Genomic DNA, 15,728 nt, shown 5'->3' with positions numbered 1-15,728 from the left:
CGCAGGTCCCTGAAAGTGTGAAGGTGACGCGAACCTGACGCGCTCACCCCGAAAGGACCACCGTGCTTCCTTTTCTTGTTCGGCGCCTCCTGCAACTCGTGCCGACCTTCATCCTCGCGACCATCATCCTGTTCGCGGTCGTGCAAGCCGCCCCTGGCGACTTCCTGACGCAGCTCAGCCAGAACCCCAAGGTTACCCCCGAACGCATCGACCAGCTGCGGCGCATCTACGCGCTCGACCAGCCTGTCGTCGTTCAGTACTGGAAGTGGCTGACGAAATTCCTCGCCGGTGACCTCGGCAGCAGCTTTGCCGCGAACCGCCCCGTATGGGACCTCGTGGCGCCGCGCCTGTGGAACAGCCTGATCCTGGTCATCATCAGCACCGTCCTGACCTACGTGCTCGCGATCCTGATCGGCGTGTACAGTGCGCTGCGCCCGTACAGCATCGGCGACCGCATCATGACGATCTTCGCGTACTTCGGGCTGGGCGTCCCCTCGTTCTTCTTCGCCCTGCTGGCGCTGTTCTTCCTCGTCAAGCTCAAGCAGAACACCGGGCTGGAAGTGCCGATCAGCGGCAAAACCAGCGGCTCGCTGCAGGACCCATCGTTCTGGCAGAACTTTGGTGACGTCTTCTTGCACGCCCTGGCGCCCAGCATCATTCTCGCGCTGCGCGGCATCTCGTCCGAGAGCCGATTCATCCGCGGACAGATGATGGAAGTCCTCAACCAGGACTACATCCGCACGGCGAGAGCCAAGGGCCTCGCCAGCAACAAGATCACGTACAAGCACGCCTTCCGCAACGCCTCCCTGCCGCTCGTGGCGGGCTTGGGCGCGCTGCTGCCCGCCCTGATTGGCGGCGCCGGGTTCATCGAGGTGGTGTTCAGCTGGCCGGGCCTTACCCCGCTGCTGCTCGACTCGCTCGCCAACCAGGACTTGTACGTCATCGTTTCCACCACGGCCCTGTCCACGCTGCTGTACATCTTCGGCAACCTGATCTCCGACCTGCTGCTGGCCGCCGTGGACCCCCGCATCCGGTACAACTGAGGCCCTGAGCATGAGCACAACCACTGCCCCCGCCGCCCCGGCGCAACCCGTGAAGTCCCAGTCGCTCTACCAGATCGCCTGGATTCAATTCAAGAAGCACCCGCTCGCGCGCGCCGGCATGGCGATCCTGATCGTCCTGTACATCATCGCGCTGCTCGCCGGGTTCCTCTCGCCGTACTCGCTCACCGAGTACGAATCCGGCTCGAACCGCATCTCATGGTCGCCGCCCACCACCGTGCACTGGCGCGACGACAAAGGTCGCTTCGGTCCGTTCGTGTACGGCCTGAAACGTGAAGTGGACCTCGAAACCTTCCGCGACAAGTACACCGAAGACCGCTCCACCAAGTACCCCGTGAAGTTCTTCGTGCGCCGCGAAAGCGCCCCGTATAAGATCCTCGGCATCATCCCCAGCACCGTGCACCTGTTCGGCGTGGAGGAACCCGCCGCCATTCACCTGTGGGGAACGGACAACCTCGGCCGCGACCAGTTCTCGCGCATCTTGTTCGGCGCGCAGTTCAGCCTGACCATCGGGATCATCGCGTCGCTGATGAGCATCGTGATCGGCATGATCATGGGCGGCCTTGCCGGGTACTTCGGCGGTTGGGTGGACAGCCTCATCATGCGCGTCGTCGAGGTGCTCACGGCCGTCCCGGAGCTCTTCTTGCTGATCACCTTACGCGCCCTGTTCCCGCTGGATATTGATCCGCTGCTCGTGATGTACCTGATTATCGGCATTCTCGCGCTGGTCGGCTGGGGCGGCATCGCCCGCGTCGTGCGCAGTCAGCTGCTCAGCACCCGCGAGCAGGATTACGTCCAGGCGGCCGTCTCGCTTGGCGCGTCGGACAGCCGCATCATCGGTCGGCACATGCTGCCGAACACCCTGTCCTACATCATCGTGAGCCTCTCGCTGTCCATTCCCGGGTACATCCTCACGGAGAGCGGCCTGTCCTTCCTCGGGATTGGCATCGTGGAACCGTACGCCTCGTGGGGCAGCCTGCTGAAACTCGCGCAGGACGGCGGCTTCGAGAGCATCAGCGGTCGCCCGTGGGTATTGATCCCCGGTGTCTTCATCTTCCTGGCGGTCATCGCGTGGCAGTTCGTCGGTGACGGCCTGCGTGACGCCTTCGACCCGCGCCGCCGACGCTGAGCCCTGCGCCTGAACCCCGTTCAGGCGCGCTCACGTCCACTTTTCCTTAACGTTTGCTATGATGCGCGCAGTTTCCATGGAGGATCAATGACGCACAGCACGGACGTCTTGCTGGCCGTGAACGGCCTCAAGACCTATTTCTACACGGATGACGGCGTGGTCAAAAGCGTCGACGGCGTGACCTTCCACATCGACCGCGGCGAGACGCTCGCGGTGGTCGGCGAGTCCGGCAGTGGCAAGAGCGTCACCAGCCTCTCGATCATGCGCCTGATCGCCAGCCCCCCCGGCAAGATCGTCGAAGGCGAAATCCTGTTCCGCGGCAAGGACGGCCAGCAAAAAGACCTCGTGAAGGTCAGCGAAGCCGAAATGCGCAAGATTCGCGGCAACGACATCAGCATGATCTTCCAGGAGCCCATGACCAGCCTGAACCCGGTGTACACCGTCGGGGATCAGATCGCTGAAGCGATCATGCTGCACCAGGGCAAGAACAAGAAAGACGCCATGCAGATGGCCGTCAACATGCTGGAACTCGTCGGCATTCCCGCGCCGAACAAGCGCGTCAACGAGTACCCGCACCAGATGTCCGGCGGGATGCGCCAGCGCATCATGATCGCCATGGCGCTGAGCTGCAACCCGGCCCTGCTGATCGCCGACGAGCCCACCACCGCGCTCGACGTGACCATCCAGGCGCAGATCCTCGACCTGATGCGCAAACTCCAGACGGAGATCGGCATGAGCATCCTGTTCATCACGCACAACCTGGGCGTGGTGGCGGAAATGGCTGACCGCGTCGTCGTCATGTACGGCGGCCGCGTCGTCGAGGAAGGCGACGTCATGGAGATCTTCAAGGCGCCCAAGCCCCCCTACACCATGGGCCTGCTGAACAGCATCCCCCGCGTCGACCACGCCAAGGCGTACGAAGGGCACGGCGCGAAGAAAGAACGCCTCGAAGCCATCCCCGGCAACGTCCCCAACCCCCTCAACCTCCCCAAGGGCTGCTCGTTCGAGCCGCGCTGCAAGTTCGCCATCGCGCAGTGCAGCGAAGCCGTGCCGCCCCTCGAGGACACCGGTGGCGGCCACACCAGCCGCTGCATCCGCTGGCGTGAATTCGGAGGCCAAGCGTGACCACTGCCCCCCACAACAAGACCGGCAACCGCGCCATGCCCGCTACGGGCGAAACGCTGCTTGAGGTCAACAACCTGCAGAAGTACTTCCCCATTCGCGGGGGCCTGCTGAGCCGCGTCGTCGCGAACGTGAAGGCCGTGAACGACGTGAGCTTCAAGGTCGGCCGCGGCGAAGTGGTTGGCCTGGTCGGCGAGTCCGGCTCCGGCAAGACCACCGCGGGCCGCAGCATCCTGCGCCTCATCGAACCGAGCGGCGGTCAGGTGCTCTTCAACGGCACCGACATCACCAAGCTCGGCAAGAGCCAGATGCGCGACTACCGCCGGGAGATGCAGATCATCTTCCAGGATCCGTTCGCGAGCCTGAACCCGCGCATGACCGTCGCCGACATCATCGGCGAGGCCCTGCAGATCCACAACCTCTATCCCGGCAAGGACCGTGTGGACCGCATCTCGCAGCTGCTCGAACGCGTGGGCCTGCGGCCCGAGCACATGCGCCGCTACCCGCACGAGTTCTCCGGCGGTCAGCGTCAGCGCATCGGCATCGCGCGCGCCCTCGCGGTCGACCCGAGCTTCGTCGTCGCCGACGAGCCGGTGTCCGCGCTTGACGTGTCCATCCAGGCGCAGGTCGTGAACCTCATCCAGGACCTCCAGGAGGAACTGGGCCTCACGATGCTGTTCATCGCGCACGACCTCGCTGTTGTCGAGTACATCTGCGACCGCGTCATCGTGATGTACCTGGGCCGCGTGATGGAGATCGCCACCAGCCGCGAGCTCTACACCAACCCCAAGCACCCGTACACCGAAGCGCTCCTGTCGGCCGCGCCCATCCCGGACCCGGCCATCAAGCGCAAACGCATCATCCTCGAAGGGGACATCCCGAGCCCCATCAACCCGCCGAGCGGGTGCGTGTTCCGCACGCGCTGCCGCTACGCCATCCCGGACTGCGCGAACATCGTACCGGAACTGCGTGAAGTCAGCCCCGGCCACTTCAAGGCCTGCATCCGCGACGACGTCCTGTAAGTCGCGCTCAGGGAGGAGGCGCCGAGCACTGCTGCTCGGCGCCTCCTCCTCGCATTGTTTCCTCAGGTGCTGAGTGCGCGTCAGGCGCTTCTCACGGGCCGTCAGGTGCGGCAGCGCACACTGACGGCATGCTCAAGCACCTCCTGACCGCCGCCCTGCTCACCGTGAGCGCCGCGAGTGCCACCGACCTGCGCATCTACCCCTCGTTCACGGAAGTGCGCGAAAGTGTCCGCGCGGCCACCCCGGACCTGACCCTCACCCTGCCCGCCAACACGTACGGCAGCATCATTCCTGGCACGCTCGACGTGGACGGCCTGAACGTCCTGCAGGCCGTGCTGACGCCGCAGGCCACCTGGCTCAAAAGCCAGGAAGGCAAGGAAGTCACGCTCCGCGAGGACGGCCAGGAGCAGCGCGTCACGCTCGTGCGCGCCAGCGACCTGCTGATCCGCGACGCGCAGGGCCGGTACCGCAACGTGCAGTACACGCAACTCGCCTTCGACGCGCTGCCGCCCGAGAACCCCCAGCAGCCGCAGCAGCAGGTGGCCCTGCGCGTCGCCGCGCCCGGGAACGGCACCCTGTCGTACCTGACGCGCGCCATCACCTGGACGCCCCGCTACACCCTCAAGATCAACGGCAGTGCCGCCGCCCTGAGTGCCATGGCGGACATCCGCAACAACACCGACACGCCCTATACCGTGCAGAACACTGAACTGTTCGCCGGGGACGTGGACGTGCAGGGCGGCGGCCCGGTGCCCGCGCCGTACATGGCGCGCGGCAACGTCGCCCTCGCCGCCGCCGACGTGGAGGACGCCACCAAGATCTCCAGCCTCGGCGAGCTGCGCGGCCTGTACCGCTACGGCCTCAGTGCCGGGTTCACGCTGCCGGCCAGCAGCACCGTCAGCCTCGCGTTCCTGCAGCCCAAGGTGACCTTCGAGCGCTACGCCGGCCTGAACACGTACTTCGGCACTGAAGCGCGCACGGGCACGCTCAGCCGCTTCTACCGCGTGAAGGCCGACACGCAGCTGCCCGGCGGGCCGCTCACCGTCCGCGAGGACGGCCGCATCGTCGGCCAGACGAACATCAACGAGACGCCCAAAGGCGAGAACGTCGACTTCACGCTCGGCGCGGACCCCGACATGACGTACACCCGCGCCGTGCAGACCACCCGGCAGGACAAGGACGGCAGTGTGTACCGCGTCACGTACACCTTCAAAAACGCCAAAACGGACCGTTCCGTGCGCGCGGAAGTGCGGGAGAACCTGCCTGGCAACGTCACCGTGGACGGCGCGGAACGCAGCAACGACGGCCGCCTCGTCCTGAAGGCGGACGTGCCCGCGAACGGGCAGGTCAGCAAGACCTTCACCGTGACCATCAAGAACAGCTGACCTGAACCACCAGCGAGGGGGCACGGTGAAGTACCGTGCCCCCTCGCCTTACGCCACCGGGAAATCCTCCTCCCAGAATTCCAGGGCCCCGCGCGCGCCACCCTCCACGCTCCGCGCCGCGTGCGCCCGCAACTCCACCCGGCGGATCTTCCCACTGATGGTTTTCGGCAGTTCCATGAACTCGAGGCGGCGCACCCGCTTGTACGGCGCGAGGCCCTCGCGGGCGTACGCCAGCAGCTCGCGCGCAACGTCCGCGCACGGCTCCACGCCCGCCGCGAGCACCACGTACGCCTTCGGGACGCTCAGGCGCTCCGCGTGCGGGCTCGGCACGACCGCCGCTTCCGCCACGTACGCATGCGTCACCAGGAACGACTCCAGCTCGAACGGGGAGAGGCGGTAATCGCTGCTCTTGAACACGTCGTCCGCGCGGCCCACGTAGAACAGGTAGCCGTCCTCGTCCCGGCGGGCGACGTCGCCCGTGGGGTACGCCACGCCCCCCAGCACTTCCCGCGTGCGCTCCGGGTCGCCGTCGTACCCGACCATCAGCCCGAGCGGACGCTGCGCGCCCAGGCGCAGGTTGAGTTCGCCCTCGTCCGCTTCCTGCCCGGCGGCGTCCAGCAGCACCACGTCGTACCCGGGGAGTGGACGGCCCATGCTGCCGGCCTTCACGGGCGCGCCCGGCGGGTTGCCGACCTGCGCCGTCGTCTCCGTCTGACCGTAGCCATCGCGGATCGTGACGCCCCACGCCGCCTGCACGCGCTCAATCACCTCCGGGTTGAGCGGCTCGCCCGCGCCCACCGCCTCGCGCAGCGCCACGGGGTACGCCGCGAGGTCCTGCTGGATCAGCATGCGCCACACGGTGGGCGGCGCGCACATGGTCGTGATGCCGTGCCGCACCAGTTTTTCCAGCGTCGCGCGCGCGTCGAAGCGCGCGTCATCCAGGTAGATGCCCGCGCCGGTCGTGAGCGGCACGAAGAAGCTGCTCCACGCGTGCTTCGCCCACCCGGGCGAACTGATGTTCCAGTGACGGTCCCCTTCGCGCAGCCCGATGTAGAAGGCGGTGCTGAGGTGCCCGACCGGGTACGACGCGTGCGAGTGCACCACCAGTTTCGGCCGGCTGGTCGTGCCGGACGTGAAGTACAGCAGCAGCGGGTCCGTGGCGCGCGTGGCCCCGTCCGGCATGAAGGTGCTCGCCTGCGCGTCCGCGCCGCTCAGCGCTTGCCAGCCCGGGACGTCACCAACGCTCACGCGCCGCAGCGCCCCCGGCAGGCCCGCGAACCTGTCCGCGCCGCCCGCATCCGTGACGACCGTCGTGACGCCCCCGCGCTCCACGCGGTCCCGCAGGTCCTCCGGCGTGAGCAGCGTCGCCGCCGGCAGGATCGGCGCGCCCAGCTTCATGCACGCGATCAGCACCGCCCACAGCTCCGGCGTGTTGCCCAGCATCACCAGCACGCGGTCCCCGCGCCGCACGCCCAGGCTCGCCAGGAAGTTCGCCACCTGATTCGCGCGGGCGTCCAGCGCCGCGTACGACCACGCCCCGCCCTCCCAGAACAGCGCGGGCGCGTCCCCCAGCCGCGCAGCCAGGGGCGCGAACACGTCCAGCGCCCAGTTGAACGTGTCCAGTTGCGGCCAGCGGAACGCGGCGTGCGCCGCGACCGGGTCGTGGGCGTGCGCCAGCAGCACCGCGCGCGCCGCCTGGAACATCCGGGCGCCTGCGCTGCCCTCACCGTGAACAGGGATGACTTGTCCGGTCATGTTTCTCCTCCAGTTGTGCTTGCGCGCATCATACGCCGCGCCGCGCGAACCGAACGACCGTTTGGCTTATCATGCGTCTGCACAGGAGGACCCATGACGCCCACCGACAAGCCCGCCCACGCGGACCTCAACGCCTGGAAGGCCCTCGCGCAGAAGGACCTGCGCGGCGCGGACCCGGCCACCCTGAACACCCTCACGCCCGAAGGCCTCACCCTCAAGGCCCTGTACACCCGCGCGGACCTTGACGACGTCCCCACCGCCGACACGCTGCCGGGCCTGCCGCCGTTCGTGCGCGGCCCGCGCGCCACCATGTACGCGCAGCGGCCCTGGACGATCCGCCAGTACGCGGGCTTCAGCACCGCCGAGGAATCGAACGCCTTCTACCGACGCAACCTCGCCGCCGGCCAGAAAGGTCTGTCGGTCGCATTCGACCTCGCCACGCACCGCGGGTACGACAGCGACCACCCCCGCGTCGTCGGCGACGTCGGCAAGGCGGGCGTCGCCGTGGACAGCGTCGAGGACATGAAAATCCTCTTCGACGGCATCCCCCTCGCGGAAATGTCCGTCAGCATGACCATGAACGGCGCCGTCCTCCCGGTCCTCGCGGCGTTCATCGTCGCGGGCGAGGAGCAGGGCGTCCCGCGCGCGCAGCTCAGCGGCACCATCCAGAACGACATCCTCAAGGAGTTCATGGTCCGCAACACCTACATCTACCCGCCGGCGCCCAGCATGCGGGTCGTCGCGGACATCATCGCGTACACCGCGCGGGAGATGCCGCGCTTCAACAGCATCAGCATCAGCGGCTACCACCTGCAGGAAGCCGGCGCGAACGCCGCCCTGGAACTCGCGTACACCCTCGCGGACGGCCTGGAGTACGTGCGCGCCGCCAGCGCGCAGGGCCTGCACGTGGACGAATTCGCGCCGCGGCTGTCGTTCTTCTTTGCCATCGGCATGAACTTCTACATGGAGGTCGCCAAGCTCCGCGCCGCGCGCCTGCTGTGGAGCGAACTGATGGACCAGTTCGCTCCGAAAAACCCCATGAGCCGCGCGCTGCGCACGCACTGCCAGACGAGCGGCTGGAGCCTCACCGAGCAGGACCCGTACAACAACATCATCCGCACCGCCGTCGAGGCGATGGCCGCCGTGATGGGCGGCACGCAGAGCCTCCACACCAACAGCTTCGACGAGGCCATCGGCCTGCCCACCGACTTCAGCGCCCGCATCGCCCGCAACACCCAGCTGATCCTGCAGGAAGAGACAGGGATTCCCAACGTCATCGACCCGTGGGGCGGCAGCTACCTGATGGAGCGCCTCACGCACGACCTCGCCGAGGAAGCCCGCAAGCTGATCCGCGAAGTGGAGGACATGGGCGGCATGGCGAAAGCCATCGAAACGGGCCTGCCGAAACTCCGCATCGAGGAGAGCGCCGCGCGCAAGCAGGCGCGCATCGACCGGGGCGAGGACGTCATCGTCGGCGTGAACAAGTACCGCCCGAACACCGAGACGCCCGTGGACGTGCTCGACATCGACAACACCCGCGTGCGGGAAGCACAGATCGCGCGCCTCAACCGCCTCCGCGCCGAACGCGACCCACAGGCCGTGCAGGCCACCCTCGCCGCGCTGGAGGACGCCGCCCGCAGCGGCGAAGGGAACCTCCTCGCGCTCGCCGTGGAGGCCATGCGCGCCCGCGCGACCGTCGGCGAGGTCAGCGACGCGCTCGAACGCGCCTGGGGCCGCCACGTCGCGGAGGTCCGCACGCTCAGCGGCGTATACGCGCAGGGCTTCGGCGGCGACGAGGGATTCCAGGCCCTCCAGGCTGACGTTGAAGCCTTCGCGGAGCGCGAGGGCCGCCGCCCACGCATGCTCGTCGTGAAGATGGGCCAGGACGGCCACGACCGCGGCGCGAAGGTCATCGCGACCGGCTTCGCGGACCTCGGGTTCGACGTGGACGTCGGCCCGCTGTTCCAGACGCCCGAGGAGGCCGCCCGTCAGGCCGTCGAGAACGACGTGCACGTCATCGGCGTGAGCAGCCAGGCCGCCGGGCACAAGACCCTCATGCCCGCCCTCATTCAGGCGCTACGCGACCAGGGCGCCGACGACGTCCTCGTCATCGCGGGCGGCGTCATCCCGCAGCAGGACTACGCGTACCTGCGGGAGCACGGCGTCTCCGCCATCTTCGGGCCGGGCACGCCCATCCCCGTGAGTGCCCGCGAGGTGCTGCGCCTCCTGAACGAACGCCAACCCTCCTGAACCCCGCTTCCCCAGGTTCGTCACCTGGGGAACTTTTCAGAATTCGGTGATATGCAGGGAGTCATGTTGATTTCCCTGCTGACCACCCTGGCCCTCGCCGCCCCCACCACGGCCGCGCCCACGGCGCCCGCCGGGCTGCGCGAGGTGATCCTGTTCAGCGCGTGCAAACGCGCCGGGTACGTCGTGTACGCCGACAAGACCGGCGCGACGCGCCTGCTCGAACGCGTCCGCATGGTCCCCGACAACACCTCGCGCCTGACGCAGCGGTACGACGCACGCGGGCGCCTCACGACCGTGCAGGCCAGCGCGAGCGGCTTCGCGGGCCTCCGCTACGACCTGACCGTGCAGTTCGACAGCCGCGGCCGCGTCGTCAGCGAACGCGGCTACCGCGCGAAAGGCGAACAGGCGAACATCCGCACCCTGATGGTCGACCCGCGCGCCGTCCGCGCCGGCCGCTGCCCCTGAGTGGCCCGGCCCGGGGTGCGCGGGTGATACGCTGGCGCGCATGACGCCCGCCGACCCCCTCCTCCCGGGCGTGCTGGACGGGGACCGCCGCACGCTCGCCAAGGCCATCACCCTGCTCGAATCCACCCGCGCCGACCACGAGGTCCGCGCGCAGGCGCTCCTGGCGGCCCTCCTGCCACGCGCGGGCCGCAGTGTCCGCGTAGGCCTCACCGGCGTGCCCGGAGTGGGGAAGAGCACGTTCATCGAGGCGCTCGGCACCGCCCTCGCGGACGCGGGAAAGCGCGTGGCCGTGCTCGCCGTGGACCCCAGCAGCGAACGCACCGGCGGCAGCATCATGGGCGACAAAACCCGCATGGCCCGCCTGAGCGTGCATCCGAACGCCTTCGTGCGCCCCAGCCCCAGCCGCGGCACGCTCGGCGGCGTCGCGCGCCGCACCCGCGAAGCGATGATCGCCTGCGAAGCCGCCGGGTTCGACGTGATCCTCGTGGAAACCGTCGGTGTCGGGCAGTCCGAAGTGCACGTGGCCGGCATGACGGACGCGTTCGTGCTCCTCACCCTCCCGAACGCCGGGGATGAACTGCAGGGCATCAAGCGCGGCATCATGGAACTCGCAGACGTGCTCGTCGTGAACAAAGCCGACGCGGACCCGAACGCCGCGAACCGCGCCAGCACCGACCTCCGCAACGCCGTGCGCCTCCTCACGCCCCACGGAGCGCCGTGGACGCCGCCCGTCCTGCAGGTGAGCGCCCTGACCGGCGCGGGCGTGCCGGAAGTCTGGGCGGCCCTGCAGGCGCACGCGGACGCCGTGGACATCCCCGCGCGGCGCCGCACGCAGACCGTGGCGTGGTTCGAGGCCCTGCTGCGGGAAGCCGTATGGCACGCGTTCGAGCGCGGAGCGGACCACGCGGCACTGCGGCACGTGCGCGCGCAGGTCGAAACCGGCGAGCTCACCCCCGTGCAGGGCGTCCGCGCGCTCCTCCCGCCCGCCCGCCAGGAACGCGCGTAACGCCGCCTGCACCTGCGCCGCGTGCGTCGCCCACGGAAGGTACGCCGCGCCCTCAACGCGCACGAACGGCCTGCCAGACGCCGCAGCCGGTCCGGCGCCCTGAGGAGCGCCCGCCACGAAGCCAGCAGCGGCCGCTTCACGTCCTCGCGCACCGGCACGGCCACGTGCACCTCCCGGCCGTCCAGCAACCCCTGCACGCCGCCTTCCAGTCCCGGTCGTTCTGAATGCCCGTCCCACTGAGGTGCACCAGCGTCCGTGGGCGCTCCGGGTGCATCAGCGCGCACGCGGGCGCGAGGTCCGCGCCCCACGAGTGCCCCGTCACCCCAAACCCCAACAGCACCCGCAGGCCCTTCAGGTCCCCAGCAGCGTCGGCATGTCGAACGGGGGCGTCGAGCATGACGCCCCCGTCCTAGGTCATCCGGCAGACCCGAACCGCCATGCAGCAGCATCGGCGCGCCACGCCTCGGCACGTGCGCCCCGTTCACACCCATGAGCATCCGCCCAGCCTGACACAGCAGGCACGAGCGGCGCCCGCATGCGAGCGCCGCCCAGTCCGGGGGTGAAGGTTACTTGATGCTGCCGTTCAGGCCGTTCGGGTAGAACCCGCCACGGCTCGCGTTCGGCGCGAGGTACACGATGTTCAGCACTTCACGCGTGTTGCGGGCGTACACCACGCCGTTCATGTCCGTCGGCGCGATCACGGCGCCCATGCGGTCACTCAGCGCCGCGTCCTTGCCGCCGCCGACCTTGCCGCGCAGGCCGCTGATCGCCGCGACGACCTGACCGACCACGAGGCCCGCCGCTGCCGCTTCCTGAGCGTGCGCGTACAGCAGCGTCCGGATCGCGCCCGCGTGATACGCCTCGGACGCCAGGATGCCCGCCGCTGCCTGCAGGTACGCCGGGTTCGTGATCAGCGTCGCCGCACCGTTGTACGCCGTGACGCCGACGTCCTCGAAGATGAACGCGCCGTGCAGGAAGAACAGGTCATTCGCGTACGGGTTGAAGCCCTTGATCTTCCCGCCGCTCGCCGCCTGACCGGCCGCGTCGAACGCCGTCGCGAGGTCCAGCGCCGGACGCGGCGCGGCCGCTTTCCCGAGCGCCTTATGCAGGAACTTCACGTGGCTGATCTCATCCTCGGCGATGTCGCGGATGTACGCCTCGACGTTCCCGTCCTTCCACTGCATGCCGCGCGTCAGGTCCAGCCCGGCGGGCAGTTTGATGGGCGCGCCGCCGCCAATGGCGCGCAGCTCACTCAGGCGGCCGACCGCCGCCGCGTAGAACGCCGCTTCCAGGTACTCGAGGTTCAGGGCGAAATTCAGGACGTCCACGTCGATGTTCTTCGCGGGCGCAGCGAGCGCGCCCCCTTGCAGGACGCTGGCGGCAGCGGCGCCGAGGCCGACCTTCCCGAGGGTGCTGAGGGCGGCGCGGCGGTTCATGGGGTTCTGGTCGCTCATGTTCGTTACTCCTTGCAGGTGAATTGAGGTGAATGGAAGCGGGCCCGCTTCTGAGGTTGCGCTGACCAGTTGTACGCAGCGGCTTCGCATTTGGATGTGCCGCCCTGCCGGACCGGGCCGGTACACTACCGGCATGGCCGACAAGACGATCTTCCAACGCATCATCGACCGCGAAATCCCCAGCGACATCGTGTTCGAGGACGACGAGTTCATCGCCATCCGGGACATCGCGCCGAAAGCGCCGGTGCATCTGCTCGTCATCCCGAAACGCCTCAGCACGCGCGTCGACGAGATTGCCGACGAGGCCGAAATGGGTCGGCTGTGGCTCACGGCCACGCGCGTCGCCCGCGCGCACCTGCAGGACTACCGGCTGATCGTGAACGTCGGCCCGGGCGGCGGCCAGGAAGTGTTCCATACGCACGTGCACGTCCTGGGCGGCTGGACGGGCGGGCACCCCGTCGGATTCGGCGCGTAGGCCAACTGGAGGAGGCCGCTCACAGGAACCACCGGGCCGTCCAGCAGGAAGAAACTGCCTTGCTGGGCAGCGCGGCGCCTGTATCCTCCGGCCTGCTGGACGGGCGGGACGACGAAGCCGCCCCAAACAATTTTCAGGTGGGCGACCGGAATACTCACTGAGCACCTCAGCCCGTTCCGGTCGCCCGACGACCCTGGAGCCCTGAAGGGGGCACCCCACGCGGTCAGTGGGGTCAGGTGCCGCCCATGCGCGCGCGGAGCTGCTCCATCAGGCGCGCGCGGTCCTCCGCGAGCGCCGCACCGAGACTCACGCGGTACAGGTGCGGGTTCAGGAGGCGCGTCGTGCCTTCCGGGGTGCGCTGCAGGTCCGTGCGCGCACGCTCCCGCGCGGCCTCCAGCGGCTCCGACCAGCGGCGCTCCCCGCCGTCCATAACGGTCACGCGCGGGTCACGCCACGAGGCGCCCTCCGGGAGGGTGATGCGGCGCAGTGGGTTGGTGGGGTCCGAGACGGCCTCGCCTGCGCGCGGCGTCTGCCGGTCGCGGGTGATGACGTCACCCACGAGGCGCCCGTCGGCCCCCTCGCCGCGCCACACGCGTTTCAGACCGGGCACGCTCGCCTTGGCGGGATCGCCGGTGAGTTTCATGCGGTCCTCGCCGTTCAGGGCGACGAGCTTGTACACGCCGCCGAGCGCGCCGCCGCCCTCGCCGCCGCCCGTCGCGAGGCGCGTGCCGACGCCGTAGATGTCCACACGCCCACCCTCGCGGATGACGCTCTCGATCACGAACTCGTCCAGATCGTTGCTCGCCACGATCCGCACGTCCGGGAAGCCCGCTTCGTCCAGTCGCGCGCGCACCGTCCTGGAGAGGTACGCGAGGTCGCCGGAATCCAGGCGGACGCCGCGCAGCGCATGCCCGCGCGCCTGCAGTTCCCGCGCGACCGTGAGGGCGTTCGGCAGGCCGCTCGCGAGGGTGTCGTACGTGTCGAGCAGCAGGGTGGTGGCGTCCGGGTACAGCGCCGCGTACGCCCGGAACGCGTCCAGCTCGGATGGGAAGCTCTCCACCCACGCGTGGGCGTGCGTGCCCGCGAGCGGAATGCCGTACCGCGCGCCCGCGAGGACGTTGCTGGTGGACGTCACGCCGCCCACGAAGGCCGCGCGGGCCGCGCCGAGCGCGCCGTCCGGGCCCTGCGCGCGGCGCGCGCCGAACTCCAGCACCGTCCCGCCGTGCGGGGAGGACGCGGCCGCGCCGACCACCCGCGCGGCCTTCGTGGCGATGAGCGTCTGGAAGTTCAGGATGTTCAGCAGCGCCGTCTCGACCAGCTGCGCTTCCCACAGCGGCCCGGTGACGCTCAACAGCGGCTCGTTCGGGAACACCACGGCCCCTTCCGGGAACGCGTCCACGCGCGCCGTGAACCGCCAGTCCGCGAGTGCCGCGAGGAAGTCGTCCGGGAACAAGCCGGTGTCTGCCAGGAACGCGAGGTCCGCCGGCGTGAACCGCGCGCGCTCCAGAAACGTGACGGCGTCCCCCAGGCCCGCCCACACGCCGTACCCGCCGCGGAACGGGTTGCGGCGGTAATACAGGTCGAACGTGGCTGTCTGCTCGTGCAGGCCCGCGCGCCAGTACCCGTGCATCATCGTGAGCTGGTACAGGTCCGTGAACAGGGCGGGCGGCAGCACGCGCGCCGAGCGTGGGTCGAGCGTGAGGGCGGGGTCGGTCATGCCCCGCAGTGTCCTTCACGCGCGCCGCGGAAGGATGGGAGGTGTGCAAGCATACCCTCATGACTGAACGGCAAGCGGAAATCTCGCGGGCGCTCGGCGTCCGCCCCGACATCGACCCGGCCGCGGAGGTGCGCGCCCGCGTGGACTTCCTGAAAGCGTACCTGCGCAGCACGCCCGCGCGCGGGTTCGTGCTCGGCATCAGCGGCGGGCAGGACAGCACCCTCGCGGGGCGCCTGTGCCAGCTGGCCGCCGAGGAGCTCCGCGCGGACGGGCATGATGTCACGTTCGTCGCGGTGCGCCTTCCGTACGGCACGCAGGCCGACGAGGCGGACGCGCAGGCGGCGCTGAACTTCATCAGGCCGGACCGCGCCGTCACCGTGAACATCCGGGGCGCCGTAGACGCGGCCGCGCAGGCCGCCGCGGACGCCCTCGGGACGCCCCTGCGGGACTTCGTGCGGGGCAACATCAAGGCGCGCGAACGCATGGTCGCGCAGTACGCCCTCGCCGGCCAGCTGGGCGCCCTCGTGGTCGGCACGGACCACGCCGCCGAAGCCATCACCGGCTTCTTCACGAAGTACGGGGACGGCGGCGTGGACCTCACCCCCCTGACGGGCCTCACGAAGCGGCAGGGAGCAGCGCTGCTCCAGCACCTCGGCGCGCCGGAACACACGTGGCGCAAGACGCCCACCGCCGACCTCGAAGACGACCGGCCCGGCCTGCCGGACGAGGTGGCGCTCGGCCTCACGTACACCCAGATCGATGATTACCTGGAAGGCCGCCCCGTCACGCCGGAAGTGGCCGCCCGCCTGGAAGGCCTGTACGCGGGCACGCAGCACAAGCGCGCCCTGCCGGTGTCGCCGCTGGACACCTGGTGGCCGCGCGCCTGA

General features: G+C 69.3%; 13 protein-coding genes. 10 read left to right on the top strand and 3 right to left on the bottom strand.

Going from position 1 to position 15,728, the window contains the following annotated elements; genetic code table 11:
- The first annotated feature begins 62 nt into the window (after positions 1–62).
- From DEIMA_RS10280 to DEIMA_RS10260, 5 genes are all read left to right on the top strand, one after another.
- The gene (locus tag DEIMA_RS10280) at positions 63–1,043 is read left to right on the top strand and encodes an ABC transporter permease (RefSeq protein WP_013557192.1); all 981 of its coding nucleotides are present in this window, start codon (positions 63–65) and stop codon (positions 1,041–1,043) included.
- Between the two features lie 10 nt (positions 1,044–1,053).
- Positions 1,054–2,190 (top strand): ABC transporter permease, encoded by a 1,137-nt coding sequence (locus tag DEIMA_RS10275; RefSeq protein WP_013557191.1) that lies wholly within the window; start codon positions 1,054–1,056, stop codon positions 2,188–2,190.
- Positions 2,191–2,277: 87 nt separating this feature from the next.
- A complete protein-coding gene (locus DEIMA_RS10270) occupies positions 2,278–3,315 on the top strand; it encodes an ABC transporter ATP-binding protein (protein ID WP_013557190.1) in 1,038 nt (345 codons plus the stop codon).
- A gap of 35 nt (positions 3,316–3,350) precedes the next feature.
- Complete coding sequence (locus tag DEIMA_RS10265) at positions 3,351–4,334, top strand: ABC transporter ATP-binding protein (protein WP_043817296.1); 984 nt, start codon at positions 3,351–3,353, stop codon at positions 4,332–4,334.
- A 128-nt stretch (positions 4,335–4,462) separates the two neighbouring features.
- Positions 4,463–5,719, top strand: coding sequence for a DUF4139 domain-containing protein (locus DEIMA_RS10260; protein WP_013557188.1), 1,257 nt, complete (start codon positions 4,463–4,465; stop codon positions 5,717–5,719).
- 48 nt (positions 5,720–5,767) lie between these two features.
- Here DEIMA_RS10260 and DEIMA_RS10255 read toward each other — a convergent pair whose 3' ends face one another.
- Positions 5,768–7,474: an AMP-binding protein gene (locus tag DEIMA_RS10255; RefSeq protein WP_013557187.1), complete on the bottom strand. Its 1,707-nt coding sequence runs from the start codon at positions 7,472–7,474 to the stop codon at positions 5,768–5,770.
- Positions 7,475–7,567: 93 nt separating this feature from the next.
- Here DEIMA_RS10255 and scpA point away from each other — a divergent pair, with 93 nt between their 5' ends.
- The 3 genes from scpA to meaB all read left to right on the top strand — a co-directional run bounded on the left by scpA (position 7,568) and on the right by meaB (position 11,195).
- Entirely contained in the window at positions 7,568–9,724 is a 2,157-nt protein-coding gene (gene scpA, locus DEIMA_RS10250; protein ID WP_013557186.1) for a methylmalonyl-CoA mutase, read from the top strand.
- Between the two features lie 63 nt (positions 9,725–9,787).
- Positions 9,788–10,189 (top strand): hypothetical protein, encoded by a 402-nt coding sequence (locus tag DEIMA_RS10245; protein ID WP_013557185.1) that lies wholly within the window; start codon positions 9,788–9,790, stop codon positions 10,187–10,189.
- Between the two features lie 40 nt (positions 10,190–10,229).
- The gene (gene meaB, locus DEIMA_RS10240; protein ID WP_013557184.1) at positions 10,230–11,195 is read left to right on the top strand and encodes a methylmalonyl Co-A mutase-associated GTPase MeaB; all 966 of its coding nucleotides are present in this window, start codon (positions 10,230–10,232) and stop codon (positions 11,193–11,195) included.
- Positions 11,196–11,761: 566 nt separating this feature from the next.
- On the opposite strand, the gene DEIMA_RS10230 is transcribed toward meaB, so the two are convergent.
- The gene (locus tag DEIMA_RS10230; protein WP_013557183.1) at positions 11,762–12,649 is read right to left on the bottom strand and encodes a ferritin-like domain-containing protein; all 888 of its coding nucleotides are present in this window, start codon (positions 12,647–12,649) and stop codon (positions 11,762–11,764) included.
- 133 nt (positions 12,650–12,782) lie between these two features.
- Between DEIMA_RS10230 and DEIMA_RS10225 the strand changes: the two genes are divergently transcribed.
- Positions 12,783–13,124, top strand: coding sequence for a histidine triad nucleotide-binding protein (locus tag DEIMA_RS10225; RefSeq protein WP_013557182.1), 342 nt, complete (start codon positions 12,783–12,785; stop codon positions 13,122–13,124).
- A gap of 232 nt (positions 13,125–13,356) precedes the next feature.
- On the opposite strand, the gene DEIMA_RS10220 is transcribed toward DEIMA_RS10225, so the two are convergent.
- Positions 13,357–14,841 (bottom strand): nicotinate phosphoribosyltransferase, encoded by a 1,485-nt coding sequence (locus tag DEIMA_RS10220; RefSeq protein ID WP_013557181.1) that lies wholly within the window; start codon positions 14,839–14,841, stop codon positions 13,357–13,359.
- A 59-nt stretch (positions 14,842–14,900) separates the two neighbouring features.
- On the opposite strand from DEIMA_RS10220, the gene nadE reads away from it, so the two are divergent.
- The gene (nadE, locus tag DEIMA_RS10215) at positions 14,901–15,728 is read left to right on the top strand and encodes an ammonia-dependent NAD(+) synthetase (RefSeq protein WP_043816647.1); all 828 of its coding nucleotides are present in this window, start codon (positions 14,901–14,903) and stop codon (positions 15,726–15,728) included.

The sequence above is a fragment of the Deinococcus maricopensis DSM 21211 genome (genome assembly GCF_000186385.1).
Classification (GTDB): domain Bacteria; phylum Deinococcota; class Deinococci; order Deinococcales; family Deinococcaceae; genus Deinococcus_B; species Deinococcus_B maricopensis.
Note: the sequence above shows the minus strand (reverse complement) of the source record. Positions and strands in the feature narration are given on the sequence as shown.

Bases quoted from the DNA above. Each gene is read 5' to 3' on its own strand.
- DEIMA_RS10275 (WP_013557191.1), top strand. From the start codon at position 1,054: ATGAGCACAACCACTGCCCCCGCCGCCCCGGCGCAACCCGTGAAGTCC.
- DEIMA_RS10270 (WP_013557190.1), top strand. From the start codon at position 2,278: ATGACGCACAGCACGGACGTCTTGCTGGCCGTGAACGGCCTCAAGACC.
- DEIMA_RS10265 (WP_043817296.1), top strand. From the start codon at position 3,351: ATGCCCGCTACGGGCGAAACGCTGCTTGAGGTCAACAACCTGCAGAAG.
- DEIMA_RS10260 (WP_013557188.1), top strand. From the start codon at position 4,463: ATGCTCAAGCACCTCCTGACCGCCGCCCTGCTCACCGTGAGCGCCGCG.
- DEIMA_RS10255 (WP_013557187.1), bottom strand. From the start codon at position 7,474: ATGACCGGACAAGTCATCCCTGTTCACGGTGAGGGCAGCGCAGGCGCC.
- scpA (WP_013557186.1), top strand. From the start codon at position 7,568: ATGACGCCCACCGACAAGCCCGCCCACGCGGACCTCAACGCCTGGAAG.
- DEIMA_RS10245 (WP_013557185.1), top strand. From the start codon at position 9,788: ATGTTGATTTCCCTGCTGACCACCCTGGCCCTCGCCGCCCCCACCACG.
- meaB (WP_013557184.1), top strand. From the start codon at position 10,230: ATGACGCCCGCCGACCCCCTCCTCCCGGGCGTGCTGGACGGGGACCGC.
- DEIMA_RS10230 (WP_013557183.1), bottom strand. From the start codon at position 12,649: ATGAGCGACCAGAACCCCATGAACCGCCGCGCCGCCCTCAGCACCCTC.
- DEIMA_RS10225 (WP_013557182.1), top strand. From the start codon at position 12,783: ATGGCCGACAAGACGATCTTCCAACGCATCATCGACCGCGAAATCCCC.
- DEIMA_RS10220 (WP_013557181.1), bottom strand. From the start codon at position 14,841: ATGACCGACCCCGCCCTCACGCTCGACCCACGCTCGGCGCGCGTGCTG.
- nadE (WP_043816647.1), top strand. From the start codon at position 14,901: ATGACTGAACGGCAAGCGGAAATCTCGCGGGCGCTCGGCGTCCGCCCC.